This window comes from Vibrio navarrensis (assembly GCF_015767675.1).
Classification (GTDB): domain Bacteria; phylum Pseudomonadota; class Gammaproteobacteria; order Enterobacterales; family Vibrionaceae; genus Vibrio.
The window spans coordinates 1,788,768-1,805,482 of sequence record NZ_CP065217.1 but is presented as its reverse complement, the minus strand read 5'-3'; the positions used below and the strand labels follow the sequence as shown (position 1 = coordinate 1,805,482).

Annotated in this window: 17 protein-coding genes and 1 pseudogene; 14 read left to right on the top strand and 4 right to left on the bottom strand. The window is 42.6% G+C overall.

Annotated elements, in window-relative coordinates; translation table 11 throughout:
- Positions 1–101: 101 nt before the first annotated feature.
- The 3 genes from I3X05_RS08330 to I3X05_RS08320 all read left to right on the top strand — a co-directional run bounded on the left by I3X05_RS08330 (position 102) and on the right by I3X05_RS08320 (position 3,218).
- Positions 102–770, top strand: coding sequence for a type IV toxin-antitoxin system AbiEi family antitoxin domain-containing protein (locus I3X05_RS08330; protein ID WP_045571813.1), 669 nt, complete (start codon positions 102–104; stop codon positions 768–770).
- The gene (locus I3X05_RS08325; RefSeq protein ID WP_045571814.1) at positions 757–1,485 is read left to right on the top strand and encodes a Fic/DOC family protein; all 729 of its coding nucleotides are present in this window, start codon (positions 757–759) and stop codon (positions 1,483–1,485) included. Before I3X05_RS08330 ends, I3X05_RS08325 begins: the two co-directional genes overlap by 14 nt.
- Before the next feature lie 692 nt (positions 1,486–2,177).
- Entirely contained in the window at positions 2,178–3,218 is a 1,041-nt protein-coding gene (locus I3X05_RS08320; protein ID WP_337971168.1) for an ISL3 family transposase, read from the top strand.
- An 862-nt stretch (positions 3,219–4,080) separates the two neighbouring features.
- On the opposite strand, the gene I3X05_RS08315 is transcribed toward I3X05_RS08320, so the two are convergent.
- A complete protein-coding gene (locus I3X05_RS08315; protein ID WP_337970596.1) occupies positions 4,081–5,691 on the bottom strand; it encodes an IS1634-like element ISSpu7 family transposase in 1,611 nt (536 codons plus the stop codon).
- Positions 5,692–6,241: 550 nt separating this feature from the next.
- On the opposite strand from I3X05_RS08315, the gene I3X05_RS08310 reads away from it, so the two are divergent.
- Positions 6,242–6,523, top strand: coding sequence for a hypothetical protein (locus I3X05_RS08310; protein ID WP_170907960.1), 282 nt, complete (start codon positions 6,242–6,244; stop codon positions 6,521–6,523).
- A 492-nt stretch (positions 6,524–7,015) separates the two neighbouring features.
- Positions 7,016–7,333, top strand: a complete 318-nt coding sequence (locus I3X05_RS08305) for a transposase family protein (RefSeq protein WP_171816758.1) — start codon at positions 7,016–7,018, stop codon at positions 7,331–7,333.
- Here I3X05_RS08305 and I3X05_RS08300 read toward each other — a convergent pair.
- Positions 7,288–8,837, bottom strand: a protein-coding gene (locus tag I3X05_RS08300) for an IS3 family transposase (RefSeq protein ID WP_413470581.1) whose coding sequence is annotated in 2 segments (ribosomal slippage) — positions 7,288–8,369 and positions 8,369–8,837 — 1,551 coding nt in all. Because the reading frame shifts where the segments join, the coding sequence is not laid out codon by codon here. The genes I3X05_RS08305 and I3X05_RS08300 overlap by 46 nt on opposite strands.
- Before the next feature lie 112 nt (positions 8,838–8,949).
- On the opposite strand from I3X05_RS08300, the gene I3X05_RS08295 reads away from it, so the two are divergent.
- The 7 genes and pseudogenes from I3X05_RS08295 to I3X05_RS08260 all read left to right on the top strand — a co-directional run bounded on the left by I3X05_RS08295 (position 8,950) and on the right by I3X05_RS08260 (position 13,711).
- Complete coding sequence (locus I3X05_RS08295) at positions 8,950–9,660, top strand: ISL3 family transposase (protein ID WP_337970595.1); 711 nt, start codon at positions 8,950–8,952, stop codon at positions 9,658–9,660.
- Positions 9,661–10,102: 442 nt separating this feature from the next.
- A pseudogene (locus I3X05_RS08290) lies at positions 10,103–10,283 on the top strand (DUF645 family protein).
- 203 nt (positions 10,284–10,486) lie between these two features.
- Complete coding sequence (locus tag I3X05_RS08285) at positions 10,487–10,966, top strand: GNAT family N-acetyltransferase (protein ID WP_045568626.1); 480 nt, start codon at positions 10,487–10,489, stop codon at positions 10,964–10,966.
- Between the two features lie 610 nt (positions 10,967–11,576).
- Entirely contained in the window at positions 11,577–11,768 is a 192-nt protein-coding gene (locus I3X05_RS08280; protein ID WP_082069554.1) for a hypothetical protein, read from the top strand.
- Between the two features lie 267 nt (positions 11,769–12,035).
- Positions 12,036–12,371 carry a hypothetical protein gene (locus I3X05_RS08275; RefSeq protein WP_045569195.1) on the top strand — a complete coding sequence of 112 codons (336 nt, stop codon included), beginning with the start codon at positions 12,036–12,038 and terminating at the stop codon, positions 12,369–12,371.
- Between the two features lie 158 nt (positions 12,372–12,529).
- Positions 12,530–13,066, top strand: coding sequence for a GNAT family N-acetyltransferase (locus I3X05_RS08265; protein WP_045569194.1), 537 nt, complete (start codon positions 12,530–12,532; stop codon positions 13,064–13,066).
- A 135-nt stretch (positions 13,067–13,201) separates the two neighbouring features.
- On the top strand, positions 13,202–13,711 hold the full coding sequence (locus I3X05_RS08260) for an ATPase AAA (RefSeq protein WP_045569193.1): 510 nt from the start codon (positions 13,202–13,204) through the stop codon (positions 13,709–13,711).
- Positions 13,712–14,309: 598 nt separating this feature from the next.
- On the opposite strand, the gene I3X05_RS08255 is transcribed toward I3X05_RS08260, so the two are convergent.
- Together I3X05_RS08255 and I3X05_RS08250 are read right to left on the bottom strand one after the other, a co-directional pair.
- On the bottom strand, positions 14,310–14,600 hold the full coding sequence (locus I3X05_RS08255; protein ID WP_045571640.1) for a type II toxin-antitoxin system RelE family toxin: 291 nt from the start codon (positions 14,598–14,600) through the stop codon (positions 14,310–14,312).
- On the bottom strand, positions 14,590–14,838 hold the full coding sequence (locus I3X05_RS08250; RefSeq protein ID WP_045571639.1) for a type II toxin-antitoxin system Phd/YefM family antitoxin: 249 nt from the start codon (positions 14,836–14,838) through the stop codon (positions 14,590–14,592). Before I3X05_RS08250 ends, I3X05_RS08255 begins: the two co-directional genes overlap by 11 nt.
- 360 nt (positions 14,839–15,198) lie before the next feature.
- Here I3X05_RS08250 and I3X05_RS23740 point away from each other — a divergent pair, with 360 nt between their 5' ends.
- Positions 15,199–15,375, top strand: coding sequence for a DUF645 family protein (locus tag I3X05_RS23740; protein ID WP_082069758.1), 177 nt, complete (start codon positions 15,199–15,201; stop codon positions 15,373–15,375).
- Between the two features lie 1,074 nt (positions 15,376–16,449).
- On the top strand, positions 16,450–16,671 hold the full coding sequence (locus I3X05_RS08235) for a hypothetical protein (protein WP_337970594.1): 222 nt from the start codon (positions 16,450–16,452) through the stop codon (positions 16,669–16,671).
- Positions 16,672–16,715: the final 44 nt, after the last annotated feature.

Genomic DNA, 16,715 nt, shown 5'->3' with positions numbered 1-16,715 from the left:
AGGTCTTGTTTTTGTTCTAAATTATTGTTTTTCATCTGCTAAATTGATGGTTTTTCCTTTTGCTGTTAAAATTAAAATGTGTGTTTTAGTAGGTGCATTTTATGAAACTTGAAACTCGTATAAGACAATCGATCATACATCGTAAAGGTGCTGTTTTTTCACGGTCAGACTTAGCTTCACTCGGTAGCCCGTCTCAGGTGACTTTCGTTTTATCTAAGCTAATTGATAATGGTGAGTTGTTGAGAATTTCACGAGGTTTTTATGCAAAAGCTCAACCTAAGGGTGGGGATGTGAAAACTTGTGCTCCTACAGATCAAGTAGTTAGAGACATCGTGAAAAAGCTAGGCTTACAATTGCACGGTAACTTATCTAAAGAACTCAAAAACGCCAAACCAAAGTCCACATTGGTAATTGAAACAAAGTCCTCTCGCACGGATAGAATTTTGAAGTTGAATGATATACAAATCATACTGAGAAACCATAAAACGAGTCATAGTTGTAAGAATGGTGTTGTTGCGCCGATTGGACGCATGCCGACAAAAAACATTGAAGAGTACGTCTTCAAGTTGGCTAAGCAATATAATGTGTCTTACGCATACAACTCAATAGACCAATTTGCTGATTCTGTAACTTCATTGGCAGGGGATGAAGTCAAACACGATCCTGTTGAAGATTTATTAGTTGCATTAAAAAGAGCAGGAAAGCTAACAATGCAACAAGTTGCTCTGTTGTCAGTTAATTATCTAAGGGAACGTCATGTCAGTTTTTGACCCTTTTTTAGACTTTGAGGAAAATGGTTACTTACAAAACAGATTCAAAGAAAAAGATCCTAATGTAATTAGAGAACTAGAACATACGATGTTTCGTGCGGGTCTAGATGATGCTTTAGAATACCTCTCAAAAAGAGATGAAATTACATATAGGGACTTCTTAGAGGTTCATAAGATATTATTCTCTGAAATTTATCCATGGGCTGGTAAGGATAGAAATGAATTAGTTCCAGATAAAGCTATATCTAAAGCAGGGGTTAAGTTTTGTCATCCTATGGAAATACAGCGTTCAATTGACTATGGTTTGCGGTTGGGTCAAGACAAAGAATATATGCGAGCTAACCCTGGTGAAGTAATGGGCTTATTTGCTTATGGTCACCCATTTCTAGATGGAAATGGTCGAACAATGTTGTTGATTCATACGGAGTTGTGTCACCGTGCTGGGTTTTCAATTGAGTGGGAAAAAACGACGAAGTTTGATTATTTGACTGCTTTAAGTAAGGAAATTGAGAAGCCAAGAGATAAAACTTTAAACGCATATTTGTCTCAATTTGTCGGCTCGTCTAGAAATCGTGACTCGTGGGGCGGCTCAATTAAAAGTATCAAAGGACTAGATGGTGTGGGGCAAACAAATAACGTTGATGGAGATTATTCTGATGAACAAGTATCCCGAGAGTATCGAGCGTATAAATTAGAGCGAGAGCGTACAGAGTAACAGTTTTTGGCTGCATCTCCAGGCACATAACAAAGCATTTAAGAGTGATTCCCAACGCTTGGCATTTTTTATTCCATCGTTGGGTTTTGTGTTTACGGTGGTAAGGTTAAGTTTCGTGGTTGCGTTGCTCACACCTTAACGCAGCGTTATGTTTAATCACGTAAATTCAGTGCTTTGTGATTTTTCTTTGTACCATCGGCTTGTTAGTTTCTAGTTTTTCGGCAAGTTGGCTTCGTTTGGCGCTGTTTTCTGGACATTTATTCTTTGGCGCTGGAAATTCAGAGAATTGCCTCAATCAATTTTCGGGCAAGCGTGAGGTTAGGGCGGTTGGCTCAATCAGAAGTTTGATCTTAGGTTTTTCGGTTTTATCTGCCAAAGTTCAAAGTCTGATTTTCAAAATTATGAGTCATTTCAGTTTTTTGGTTTTTGGCTTTTGTTTGTGAGTTAAAGCGGTTCATCCGGAAAATCGATACCTGAATGGCTTTTCTGATACCATATCGCCAAAAATAGCCAGTTAATGTCAACTTCACTTCTTTACCATCGCTTTGGAATACGCGGCCCTTTCCATTATTGCTCTACAGAGTTTGATGGTGACGCGACCATCTTTCACGTAGCACACAATCCTCATATTAAATGTCCATCATGTCGTAGTCGTGATGTCATAAAAAAAAGGAGGTAAGGTTCGCCGTTTCATCGCTACGCCAATCGGCACTAGCCCCTGTTACATCCAGATAGCAAACCAGCGGATTGAATGCCGAGCTTGTAATACACTCGGGTATTTGCCGCTTAACTTTGTTCCTCGTCCCAAAGTGCGTTACACAAAGGGCTTTGAACAGTATGTTCTCTCGCTGTCAGCATTGAACGTCACCATCAATGCCATTGCCAAGCTATGTGGTGTCTGTTGGGATACAGTGAAAGATATTCAGAAGCATTACCTGCAAAAGCGATACTCTCAACCTTGTCTTAAAAACGTCACTCACATTGGAATTGATGAGATTTACTGTGGCTCAAAAAGTGGCTTCATGACGGTTGTGATTGATATGAAGACAAGTGCCGTCATTTATACAGAGAAAGGAAAGAAGGCCGAAAGCCTTGACGGTTTTTGGAAACGGAAGCTGCGTTGTAAAAAGCCGATTGAAGCCGTCGCCACCGATATGGGACAGGCATACATCTCTTCGGTAAAACAGCACGCCCCGAAGGCGAAGTTGGTCATTGACCGTTTCCACGTGGTGAAGCGTTTTAATGAAAAGCTGACAGAGTTCAGGCGTGAACTACAAAATTCGATGAGTAACAAAAATGACGCTCAATACCTTAAGAATACTCGTTGGTTATTGGTAAGTAATCCCGATAGGTTAGATGAGCAAGGCCAAGCGAGATTGGAGCGAGCACTCGCAGCCAATCAGCCCTTAGCGGTGGTTTATTATTTAAAAGAGAAGTTAAGAATGCTGTGGTCGCAGCCATCAAAGATAGAGGGTGAGAGATGGCTAGAAAGCTGGATAGATGAAGCGAACCACTCAGGCATTGTGATGCTAGAGAAGTTTACTAAGACCCTGAGGAAGCATAAGGATGGGATATTGGCATTTTATGATGAAAGGATGAATAGTGGTCGAGTAGAGGGTGTGAACAACCGAATAAAGACGCTGAACAAAGTCGCCTATGGGTATCGTGATTGGGGATTTTTTGAGTTAAAAATCAAAGCCAGTCATGAGGCGAAGTATCGATTTTCCGGATGAACCGTTAAAGCTGAGTTAATCTCGGTTTTGGTAAACCGTAAGTCATTGAAGCTTAAGCATAACAAGGCGTTCAAGAGGGACTTGGCACGCGTGGCATTTTTGGCTTGCAGTTTGTTTAGTGGTTAAGTTGTATGCGGTCACGTTTGTAGTGCGTGCCTGCGCCCCTTAACGCGGCGTTATGCAACTCAGGTAAATTTAGGAGTTCAATCTTTTGGGATTTCTCCGGCCATTCGTTTTGTGTTGTCGGCAAATGACATTTTTACCCTCAAATTCGTGGTTAACTTAAACCGTAAAACAGGCAAGGTTCTTTGTTTGCCTCAATCAGTTTTAGCGCTGGCGCGTTGTAAATTCAGTGGGCGCAAAGTGTGGAAAGGGCAAGTTTATCGAGCATTTTGCATTTGCTGAAAGTCTTGCTTGTTGAGTTTTCCTGATTCAAAAGCTTGGTTTGTTGTTGAAAGGTGGACTTTGTTTTGGCGGCTTATTTATCATGGCTCTGACTTGGGTTGGTTCTTGAATCACTCAACCATTGCAATTGTGGCTTTTGGTCGTGTAAAGTCGGTTTATCTCATTGAATTTGCATAACAAACGGCTCAAGAGGGATTGCCAACGCTTGGCGGTTTTAGTGCAAAATTGTAGTTCAGTGTTTAAGTGTGTTTTTTGAGTTCGGCGGTGCGTTGTCAACCCCTTAGCCGGGCGTTATGCAACTCAGGTAAAATTAGGGGTTCAATCTTGTGGGATTTCTCCGGCCATTCGTTTTGTGTTGTCGGCAAATGAGTATTTTTACCCTAAAATTCGTGGTTTACTCAAGCCGTAAAACAGGCAAGGTTCTTTGTTTGCCTCAATCCGACATTCCGCAGCTAATTTAGGAATAAACTACCTCATAGAATCTACCGAGTAATTTGAGTAGTTGTGTTTGGTGCTCTTGAAGTCCAGTGATGAACCGTTGGCCGTTGATTTCTAACGTATCTATGCCTTCGAATTGCAAGAAGACCCAACGTGCCGTCGGTCTGGAGGTCGTCTTGTTCTTTACCATACTTGGGAAGAACGCTTCGGTTTGTGCGAGTTGCTCTCTGATTTTGTGTTCTAAACTGGCGTAAACAAGCAAGCTCAACGTCATTATCATTAGCAACGCTTCAATGCGTTCAGGCTTTTTCAAGAAGATGGAAGAGGTTAAAAATTCAGGGCTTTTTAGAAAGCGGAAGCCGCGCTCGACTTTTTGTTGCGATTTGTAATGTGCTAGAAGAGCCGTCATGGTGAGTTCTTCATTGTCGGTGTCATTTGTCGCGAGGATAAACATGCCTACTTTGAGCTTAGCCAGTTTTACTTTTTCTAGGTCGGTGAAGGGAGCGGCTTCGATAAAGTATTGGTATCCTGTCGGTGCTTCATCTGTCTTTGGGCGGCCCGAATGAGAGTAAGTCGGCAGTTTGATGAGAGTGCCTTGTTCAAACCCTAGTAAGTCAGATTGTTTCTTGAAATCGTTAAACGCTAATTCTGCGTCAACTTCACAAGCGAATGGTTTTTTACTTAGCTTTTCCAACGCTTTGATTTCTTTTGCTATGTTTTTCTCTAAGTTCTTGAAGAAAGTGATTTCTTCCCGCTTGGTGGCCTGTTCACTGTGAACGAGCAACCAACGTTGATTGACCTTTCCGTAATCCGAGTCTATCCAACATCCTGAGTAGCCATCATCAATAGCGATTAATTGCTCTGGCTCTAGCGCAAACAGTGCTTGTTTTGCGAGCTTGATGGTCATGGGTACACGGGTAATGAACTTTTGATTTTGCTCATCTAGCGAGGAGATGCTTTCTTCGGTGTACAAGGCGGCATCAGCGATAAAGTAACGACTATTTTGCGCGGCTTTTAGGCAATGTATGTGTCTTTTAGTGACTTCAGCGAATGCCTTGGCATCATTGGTGTTGCCACTCAGTGCTTGCATGTAAACAGGAATACCTGCTTGGTTTTCACAGATGAGTTCAAGCACCACTTGGTTAAGCTCTGGCCTATGATCCCGACTGTAGCCTCTTACAAGCTTAATGACGTTGGTGTTTTCATCTTGTGCATACTCACCATCAACGTGGAAGCTAGTGATATCAAGATGAACAGAATCCGTCGTCAAGCCCAGTTTATCAACAACACGCTCAGCAATAACCTGATAGAGCGCTGAGACATCGGCTTCGTATAGAGCATCTAAGGTGCGGCCTAGTACATCATCAGTAAGGTGGTGTGCTTCAATGTCTTTGGCGAGTAGCTTAGACACAGGCTTGGTCTTAAAAAAGTCCGAGAACATGTGCAGTGTTCTGCTATGAAAGCCAAGTCCATTTAGGAGCATGGCCAATACCGCGTCACCATGAGAAACATTGTGGTCAGAATATTTTGGGATAACGGCATCTATCATCCGTGGCAGGCCAATTTCGTGACAAAAGGCGGCAATGAGACCAAGGTGATCTAAGCGTTTAATAACAGGATGGGTAGACATATTTTGAGACCGTCAAATAGCAGTAATAGATCAAAACTGTCGATCGCGGTCAAGATGGTGTCGTGGTTTTTATGAAAAACTGATCGCCAGATCACACTATTTAAATTCTGGAATTAGCTGCGGAATGACGGCTCAATGAGTTTTGGTGCTTGTTTGTTGTGAATTTAGCGGGCGCAAAGTGTGGAAAGGGCAAGTTAATCGAGCATTTCGCATTTTCTGAAAGTCTTGCTTGTTGAGTTTTCCTGGTTCAAAAGCTTGGTTTGTTGTTGAAGGGTGGACTTTGTTTTGGCGGCTAATTTATCACGGCTCCTACTTGGGTTGTTTCTTGAATCACTCAACCATTGCAATCGTGGCTTTTGATCGAGTAAAGTCAGTTTATCTTATTGAATTTGCATAACAAACGGCTCAAGAGGGATTGCCAACGCTTGGCGACTTTAGTTCAAAATTGAAGTTTAGTGTTTACAGTGTGTTTTTTAAGTTCGGCAGTGCGTTGTCAACCCCTTAGCCGAGCGTTATATTTTTTTAAGTTCAGCAATCAAAAGGATTCATGATGAACGTGGATAAAGCGAAAAAACGCATATTGAAACGAGTACAAAGAGGTTTCAAAGGTTATCCGCAAATATCATTAGAGTATTTCGGTAAAACGACGGATTTAGCGACTGAAGTCGTTATCACCTTTTTACCTGAGGAGAATGCCGAGCCTCAAATACAACGCTTTACAAGTGACAAAGATGCCCGCGAAGACGAAGCGATTCAATCTGTATTGTTAAAAATCATTGAGCGTGCGGAAGCTGCTACAGTTTTGGAAAAGCAAGAAATATCAGTTTGTTAATGGTTTATCGGCAATCCTAAACAGTCGGTCACGTTAGTGTAGATAATGAAAATATAACAAACGGCTCAAGAGGGATTGCCAACGCGTGGCGACTTTAGTGCAAAATTGAAATTCAGGGTTTACAGTGTGTTTTTGGTTCATCCGGAAAATCGATACCTGAATGGCTTTTCTGATACCATATCGCCAAAAATAGCCAGTTAATGTCAACTTCACTTCTTTACCATCGCTTTGGAATACGCGGCCCTTTCCATTATTGCTCTACAGAGTTTGATGGTGACGCGACCATCTTTCACGTAGCACACAATCCTCATATTAAATGTCCATCATGTCGTAGTCGTGATGTCATAAAAAAAAGGAGGTAAGGTTCGCCGTTTCATCGCTACGCCAATCGGCACTAGCCCCTGTTACATCCAGATAGCAAACCAGCGGATTGAATGCCGAGCTTGTAATACACTCGGGTATTTGCCGCTTAACTTTGTTCCTCGTCCCAAGGTGCGTTACACAAAGGGCTTTGAACAGTATGTTCTCTCGCTGTCAGCATTGAACGTCACCATCAATGCCATTGCCAAGCTATGTGGTGTCTGTTGGGATACAGTGAAAGATATTCAGAAGCATTACCTGCAAAAGCGATACTCTCAACCTTGTCTTAAAAACGTCACTCACATTGGAATTGATGAGATGCGTATTTCGGTGATTGCGATCGCTCGTTTCCGCTGTTTTTCAAGCAAGTTGTCGTCTTTTTTACAATTTAGTAACGTGAATGATTACGCTGCACACTTTTCAGGGTTCAAGTACACCTCATCGATATAACTCCAGTCTCTCGTTTGCCGACTCCATCTGCCTGGATGAGTCAATTGAGCACGTCGGTAGACTTGCATACGCTGTCGGAGAATTTCATTATCCTCCCCGCAATGCCTCTGCTGAGGTGTTACATACTTTATGCCACTGTGTTTATGCTCATTGTTATACCAATCAACAAAATTACCAACCCAACACCGAGCGTCTTCAATGGAAGAAAACCCATCCATTGGCCATGAAGGACAATACTTTATTGTTTTGAACAACGACTCAGAGTATGGGTTGTCATTGCTTACTCTTGGCCTAGAGTAAGAGCTTGCAATCCCAAGGTCATACATCTTTGCAAGCATGGTGTAACTTCTCATAGGAGCACCGTTGTCAGAGTGCAAAGTAATGTTGCCTTGCACACACTTTTCCCGCCATGTTGTTCTTTGGAGTAACTCCGCTGCATATTCGCCTAGCTCCTGATCATACACTTCTGCACCTACTACTTTTCTACTGAAGATATCCATTATCAAATAGAGGTAATAGTGCTTCCCTCGTATTTTCGATGGCAGATAACTGATATCCCAGCTCCATACCTGATTTGGTTTGCAGGCTTTTTGAACCTTTGGTCGAGAAGGACTTGTGCCAGCTTTGTTACGAGTTCGCTTACCTAGCTGGTTGTTTGCTTTTAATACACGATAAAATGTGGACTCTGAGGCAATGTAAATGCCTTCATCAGCCAACATTGGAACGATGATATTCGGAGGTAAATCGGCATACTCTGGTGTATTGCAGATATCTAATATCTGCTGCCTTTCGGCTTCTGATAGCTTATTATGAGGCTCGTGCTGCCGAGGATGCTGACGCATATCACTTGTGATTTCGGCAGAGTTCCGTGTCCAACGCTGGAACGTTCGTATTGATAACCCAACGGTGGAACAAGCCTTTGTCTTTGTTGCCCCTTTACGTACAGCTTCATCAACAAGTGTGACTATTTTAAGCCGCTCTGAGATAGGAATAAGTCTTCCTCGTTGATTTCCCAGAGGGCATTGAACTTTTCCCGCAAAACCAGTAGCGCAGCCGTTTCAGCAAGTGCTTTATCTTTACGTGCCAACTCCTTCTCCAACGCTTTTACCTTTCTGCGTTCATCACGTAGTAGCTTATTTTCTTTGTGTGACATTGAAGCCGATGTTGTACTCTGCGCCTTGATAGACAGTGCTCGCCAGGTTTTAACGTCATCGACAAATAACCCTTTAGACCTACAGTATTCAGCTAACTCGCGTTCAGACATTGTTGCAGTTTCAATCACTATGAAAAATCTCTGCTCCGCTGAATAATCAGTAGTAGCATTTTCTAAGGGCAGCTCTGTAGACAATAGGCCGCTTTCAACAAGTTCATTTCTCCACTTAGATACCACGGATGGACTCACATCTAATTCTTTAGCAATTCTTCGATGAGACCAATTATATGGTGGTAACAGCCAAGTTTGGCCTTTCGTTTTCACATCAATTGGAACTGGATTGGCTGGCATAGTTATCTCCTTAAAAATCTAGGCGACAACTATGCTGACACAGGGGGGAAATGACTGATCGGAATGCTCCGAAATACGCAATGAGATTTACTGTGGCTCAAAAAGTGGCTTCATGACGGTTGTGATTGATATGAAGACAAGTGCCGTCATTTATACAGAGAAAGGAAAGAAGGCCGAAAGCCTTGACGGTTTTTGGAAACGGAAGCTGCGTTGTAAAAAGCCGATTGAAGCCGTCGCCACCGATATGGGACAGGCATACATCTCTTCGGTAAAACAGCACGCCCCGAAGGCGAAGTTGGTCATTGACCGTTTCCACGTGGTGAAGCGTTTTAATGAAAAGCTGACAGAGTTCAGGCGTGAACTACAAAATTCGATGAGTAACAAAAATGACGCTCAATACCTTAAGAATACTCGTTGGTTATTGGTAAGTAATCCCGATAGGTTAGATGAGCAAGGCCAAGCGAGATTGGAGCGAGCACTCGCAGCCAATCAGCCCTTAGCGGTGGTTTATTATTTAAAAGAGAAGTTAAGAATGCTGTGGTCGCAGCCATCAAAGATAGAGGGTGAGAGATGGCTAGAAAGCTGGATAGATGAAGCGAACCACTCAGGCATTGTGATGCTAGAGAAGTTTACTAAGACCCTGAGGAAGCATAAGGATGGGATATTGGCATTTTATGATGAAAGGATGAATAGTGGTCGAGTAGAGGGTGTGAACAACCGAATAAAGACGCTGAACAAAGTCGCCTATGGGTATCGTGATTGGGAATTTTTTGAGTTAAAAATCAAAGCCAGTCATGAGGCGAAGTATCGATTTTCCGGATGAACCGTTTTTGTGATTGAATTGCCGAAATTCGAAGTTTGTTTTTCAAATCTATGAGTCGTTTCAGTCTTCTGGTTTTTGACTTTTGTTTGTCAGTCAAAAACGAGTTAATCTTGGTTTTGGTAAAACGTAAGTCATTGAAGCTTAAACATAACAAACGGTTCAAGAGGGACAGCCAACGCGCGGCATTTTTATCATGCGTTGGTTTTTGTGGTTACGGTGTTATGCGGAAGCTTGGTAATGGCGTTGGCTGCCCCTTAACCGGGCGTTAGCTTCTTAAAGGCTGGAATCATCAAAATCCAAACTCAATCGTTCTGAAAAATCAGCTTTTAGCGTTCAAATTGCACAAGTTGGCTTTCGAGTTTGTCGGATTCTGACTTGGTAGAAAGTGTTGAATGCTCAGCAGTTTCAAAGTCGCTGAAAACCATCAAGTTTCGATGCTTCAATGTTGTTGGATGCTCCACACGGAAAGTTTCGTTTCACAAAGGCTGCATTGTCGCTGAAATCGCGCTTTCTTTGTCGGAAATTCGGTAAGTGGCCAACTTAACCTTGATCGCTGCGAGTTTTGGCTGCTCACTTCACAGCTTTTGGTGTTGGACGTGTGTTTGAGTGATGCTTTTGCGTAAAATGCATTTCAAGCAAATTTGTTTAAAAATCATTGGTAAACAATGGGCTACGAAGCTAACAAACGCCTCAAAGGGACTGTCAACGCGCGGCGTTTCCAGTCCCAATGAGCTGCGGTGGTTGCAGTTGTTGTGTTTGAGTTTAGTGGTCATGCGTTGCCAGCCCCTTAGGCGGGCGTTAGGCGCTATTCACTTTAGGATTAGGGATGAACGTAGAATTTAAAGTGATCAATTTGGCGCAAGATTATGATTTTTGCGTAGCTGCTCGAAAGGACGCTTACTATTGCAGCTTCAAAACCTATTCGGGTTTTGATGATTTCATAGCAGGTTATCGAGAACGAATCCAAGAAAGGCAATCTGAAGCAGGTTGGTTTTACATCCATATCTGGTTGGATGGGCAATTGGTAGGGCAGTTAGAGTTTCGTTCTTTTTCGCCCGAGCCAGATACCGGTTATGTCCATTTGATTTACTTGTTGCCTGAAATCCGAGGTTCCGGTTTGAGCCAGCAAGTTCAGCTCTACATCGAAACAGAATTGACACGAGCTGGTTGTAATCGTGCTGTGCTTTCCGTGAGTAGAACGAACACAAGGGCGTTAAGGTTCTATAAGCGTAATGGTTGGGCATATTGCTGCCCTAATCCAAAGCACGATGAAACTGATTTTTACCAATTACAACTGCGCGCCTAACAAACTGCTTAAGAGGGATTCGCAATGCGTGGCATTTTCAGCATGCGGTGAGTTTTGTGATTAAGGCGGTGTGCGGTAGCTCTTGTAGTGCATTGCTCACCCCTTAGCAGGGCGTTAGCTTAAAACATTAAAAATCATTGTTTGCTGCTTGTTCTTTCTTCCTTCGGCCATTCGTTTAGGTTTTCGGCAAATCAGCATTGTTTGCCAACGCAAGTCTTGAGCAGTTGCCTCAATTGAGTTTTGGGAATGCGCGAGGCTAGTCAGTTTGGCGCAAAGTCGCTTTGGCAGTTTTGCTTTCGCTTTGAGTTTTCCGAAAGTGATTTATCAAAATTTTCGGGTTTTCGAATCGCATGAAAGGCCACAAAGTTTGAATCAATTCGGGTTTTAAAACTTAGGCAGTTTGCCGGTTTCCTAAATCGGGTTAGTCTCAGGCTTGGTAAATCTAAGGTGCTGAAATTTAAGCTAACAAACTGCTTAAGCGGGATTCGCAATGCGTGGCATTTTCAGCATGCGGCGGGTTTTGTGATTAAAGTGGTGTGCGGTAGCTTTGGTAGAGCATTGCTCACCCCTTAGCAGGGCGTTATGCTTAATCACGTAAAATCAGTGGTTTATGGTTTTTCTTTGTTCCCTAGGCTTGTTTGTTTCGAGTTTTTCGGCAAGTCAGCTCCAGTGGACGCTATTTTCCGGACACTTATTCTTTGGCGCTAAAAACTCTGAGAATTGCCTCAATCAATTCTCGGGCAAGCGCGAGGTTAGGGCGGTTGGCTCAATCAGCAATTTGATCTTAGGTTTTTCGTTTTGACTGGCAAAGTTCAAAGTCTGGTTTTCAAAATTATGAGTCATTTCAGTTTTTTGATTTTTGGCTTTTGTTTGTGAGTCAAAGCCGAGTTAATCTTGATTCTGTTAAAACGTAAGTTATTGAAGCTTAAGCATAACAAACGGTTCAAGAGGGACAGCCAACGCGTGGCATTTTTATTATGCGTTGGTTTTTTGTGGTTACGGTGTTATGCGGAAGCTTTGTAATGGCGTTGGCTGCCCCTTAACCGGGCGTTATGTTTTAAGGATAAAAATGAAACAATCAGTTTTTATGAGTTTAGTATTTTTGACTGGGTGTGCCGCTAGTCAGGCAGCACCAATAGAAGTTCTCAGTTATGAAGTTGATGATAACGATTACACATGGATAGCTATTAGTGAAAAGAATCTAACAAGTTCAAATGTTGAAATTGATAGTATTTTCGTGGAAAAAATTAATGAGCTTTGCCCACATGGTTATTTAGTTTCGGAACCAACAGAAGATAAAGGCCATGACGCTACATCGCTAAGAAGGCGTATGGAGCACTATATAAGAGTGAACAATGTCAAAATTGCTCATTCTTACTCTAAAAGTGTAAGTTGTACGCTTTGATTACAAACATAACAAAGCGTTCAAGTGGGATTCGTGCCGCGTGGCATTTTTGGTATGCGGTGATTTTGGTGGTGAAAGTGGTTTGCGGAGAGCAGGTTTAGGCGGCACTCACCCCTTAACGCGGCGTTATGTGTCCTAAGTGAAAATAAGACGGAACTATGTTCATAGAATCATTAAAAATCAGGCTTCGCTCACTTGAAGTTGAGGATGCTGAATACTTTTATCAGTGGTCTGGTGATAGGGAAGTGACACAATTCAGCCTGTCAGCTTATGCCTATCCGCAATCTCGTTCAGATATTGCTAAGTGGCTGTCGGACATTAACTCAAGTTCAAAGACGATTTCTTTTGGTATCGAGTGTAGAGAAAGCCAAAAACTGATTGGTTATGCTGGTATTTCAGGGATTAGCTCACTTAACCGAAGTGGTGAGTATTTTATCCTCATTGGTGATAAAGCACTTTGGGGCAAGGGGCTAGGAACAGAAGTCACGCGTTTAGTCACTAATTATGGATTCCGAGAGCTTGGCTTACATCGAATAGAATTGACCGCATATTGTGACAACGTAGCGGCAATCAAAGCGTATGAAAATGCTGGCTATCAGCACGAAGGTATCAAAAGAGAATCGGGTTATCGCAATGGCCGATTCATGGACAAAGTCCAAATGTCCGTTTTATCGCGAGAGTGGCCGGCCACATAACAAACGCCTCAAGAGGGACTGTCAACGCGTGGCGTTTCCAGTCCCATTGAGCCGCGGTGGTTTCGGTTGTTGTGTTTAAGTTTAGTGGTAATGCGTTGTCAGCCCCTTAGGCGGGCGTTAGCATGTGGGTGCAAAATGAATAAAATTCTCATTGTTGGCAATTCTGGTTCAGGTAAGAGTTGGTTGTCAGCGCAGTTGTCTCGAAAGCTCCAATTACATGAAGTTAACCTAGACTCAATTGTATGGGAGCCTGGTGGCTATAATCGGAAACGATCTCCCGAAGCAATCGAAAATGAAATTGTTTGCTTACGTTCTCAGCATAGTTGGGTAGTTGAAGGTGTATTTGGTGCCCTAGCTGAACAGCTAATTCCTTTCGCTGATACGCTGCTGTTCTTGGATTTGGAGTGGTCAGTGTGTGAGAACTCTCTTAAAGCTCGTGGTTCTGAGAGCTCTAATCAGCTTGATGTTAAACAGGCGGAGAAAAATTTTAGTGAGTTATTGAAATGGGCTTCTGAATACTCGATTCGAGAGTCCAAAAGCTCGCTGCAGTTTCATCAACAATTGTTCAGTGATTTTCACGGCAATAAAGTAAGATTCACTACACGTTCACAAATCAACGCATTTTTGGCTGAAACGACATTCTAACAAACGCCTCAAGAGGGACTGTCAACGCGTAGCGTTTCCAGTCCCATTGAGCCGCGGTGGTTACGGTTGTTGTGATTGAGTTTAGTGGTAATGCGTTGCCAGCCCCTTAGGCGGGCGTTATGTTTAATCACGTCAAATCAGTTGGTTGTATCTTTTCTTTGCTCCCTCGGCTTGTTGGTTTTGTGCTTGTCGGCAAGTTGGTTTCGTTTGGCGCTGTTTTCCGGACACTTGTTCTTTGGCGCTGGAAATTCAGAGCGTTGCCTCTGTCAATTTTCGGGCAAGCGCGAGGTTAGAGCGGTTGGCGCAATCAGTATTTTGAACACAGGTTTTGGGGCTTGAATTGCCGAAATTCAAAGTCTGTTTCTCAAATCTATGAGTCGTTTCAGTTTTCTGGGGTTTGGCTTTTGTTTGTCAGTCAAAACCGAGTTAATCTTGGTTTTGGTAAAACGTAAGTCATTGAAGCTTAAACATAACAAACGGTTCAAGAGGGACAGCCAACGCGCGGCATTTTTATTATGCGTTGGTTTTGGTGGTTACGGTGTTATGCGGAAGCTTGGTTGTGGCGTTGGCTGCCCCTTAACCGGGCGTTATACCGCAATCAGTCGTTGAGCCTTGTCATCGCTTTTCTGTATACATCGCTACGTTCACGTTTACCTACGGCTAAAACGGTAACAATAACTACGTCGTCTTGCACTTTGTATACTAAGCGATAGCCAGATTGGCGTAATTTGATCTTATACATGTTCTCTGACCCGGATAATTTGGATGCAGGAACATGTGGGTTAGCTAAACGCTCAATCAGTTTTTTCTTAAATTGCTGTTGCAAAGTAGCGCCGAGTTTTTTCCACTCTTTAAGTGCGCTACTTTTAAATTCAAGATTATAAGTCATCGATGCTCACCGAAATGCTTGATTCAGACTCGCGTTCTTTTGCTATAGCAAGTAGCTCAATATCTTCAAGTTTGTCCATCATCATTTCGTATGCGGCAGCTGGCACACAGTAAAATGCTGGCTCATTTCGGTTTAGCACGGCTACTGGTTCACCATAAGCACTTGAAGCAACCTTCATCGGGTTTGCTTTAAACTCAGTAATACTTGCAGCAACATCAGCTAATATTCTAGCAGTCATTTAAAAGCTCCTTTAAGCGGTCTTTAACTTGGTCATTTTAGTTGCAAACAAGCGGTATAACAAGGTGTTTAAGACGGATTCGCAACGCTCGGCGGCTTCAGTTCAAAGTTTTGCTTATGTGTTTATGGCACAATGTCTTTAGTTTTGGTGGTAGCGCTGCTCACCACTTAACACGGCGTTAGCTTCTTAAAGCGAAAATCATCAAAATCTGGGTTTAATTGCTTTGAAAACTCAGCTTTTAGCATTCAAATTTCACAACTTGGTTTTCGAATTTGTCGGATGATGAATTGGTAGAAAGTGTTGAAAGTTCAGCAGGTTCAAAGCCGCTGAAAACCCACAAGCCTCGATGTTTCAATGTAGTTGGATGTTCCACACGGCAAGTTTGGTTTCACAAAAGGCTGCATCATCGCTGTGATCTTGCTTTCTTTGTCGTGGACTCTTAATCGTGGCCAACTTAGCCTAGATCGTTTTAGGTTTTGGCAGCCAACGTCACAGCTTTTGGCGTTGGATGTGTGTTTGTGTGATGCTTCTGCGTAAAATGGCTTTCAAGCAAATGTGTTTAAAAAATCATTGTTAAACAATAGGCTACGAAGCTAACAAACGCCTCAAGAGGGATTTTCGGTTTTAATATAAGATGCTGTTTTATAAGTTCTTTTTTCTTGATGTTGCTCCCTGGGGGAACATTGAGGGGAACTGCGGAAAATAACTCTTAATTGTGATTTAAATCACTATTTTTGCTTATTTTTGTTTCGGCTCTTCACCGAATAGCCTCTCAGAGCAAAATGTGCTTAAGAGGAGCAATTCAAGTTTGTGGAACTAATCTCAGGCTTCGAGATACTTTTTAAGATAGCGCCCAAGCTTTTTAAAGCGGTAGCTCTTGCCCCATTTCGTGCTGGCAACAAGTAAGAAACCCTTACCAGTTGCTTTCCAACTCAAAGCAATTTTTTAGTTGTTGCGTCCGCTGTAACTGTGACAAGCTCTGCCCCGAAATGAGCTAGCTAGTTAACTGCCTTACGGCTATAGGTTAATTGAAACAACTTACTTAGAGTAGTGGGTAAATGTGCAAGCCACTAGCTTATAAGTCTTTGCCCCTTTTTGTCCTTGCAACTAGAAAGGGCTACTTGAGCAGGGTCGCTGTTGACGGTTAATCCCTTAGTTTTCTAATGAACACTATGATAATACCTGTCCAGTCTCGGACAGATGGATTTTGACAGGAATGCCACCTAGCCCTTTCCCTGGGCGGAATTCAGGTGAGTGGTCGTTATCCCATCAATTTGAAGTGAAGAGAAGAGTTTCAGCAAGGCTTGCATCCAGCCTCAATCGGTTGGGTCACAACTCTAAGATCTCATTTTTAAAAGCTCATTCAATGTGTTCTCTGGTTTGCGCCACTTTGTAACGTTATTATGCTTATCTATGCAGTGCGCCTCTTATTGAGCTAGCGAGATCAATGAAATCATTACGTCGTATTCCTTCCTACTTCACCAGAATTGGCAATAGCTCCTTTTCGTTAGGAGGTTTAGTGAAAGAAAAGGGTAAGTGTCGATTTGTTATTAAGCGACAGAGATTAAATAAATGGATTCACCCAAATAACTGCCAGTGGGAGCAATGTTGATGGGTGATTCAAGCTCTAGTGGAGCTTATATTGCCCACCCTGATATCTTACATGGGCATCACCAAAGCGTTTATGTTCACTTGCAAGCGGTGAGCGAATTAGCTGGCAGGCTTGCAGCAAAAATAGGTTTTGCCGAACAAGGGCAACTGATTGGCTTAATGCATGACTTTGGTAAATACAGTAATGCATTCCAAGAGTACATGCGCCTGCTAATTGCATAGCAAACCAGGCTATCACCCAAATAGTGATGATTTAAGTAACTTTA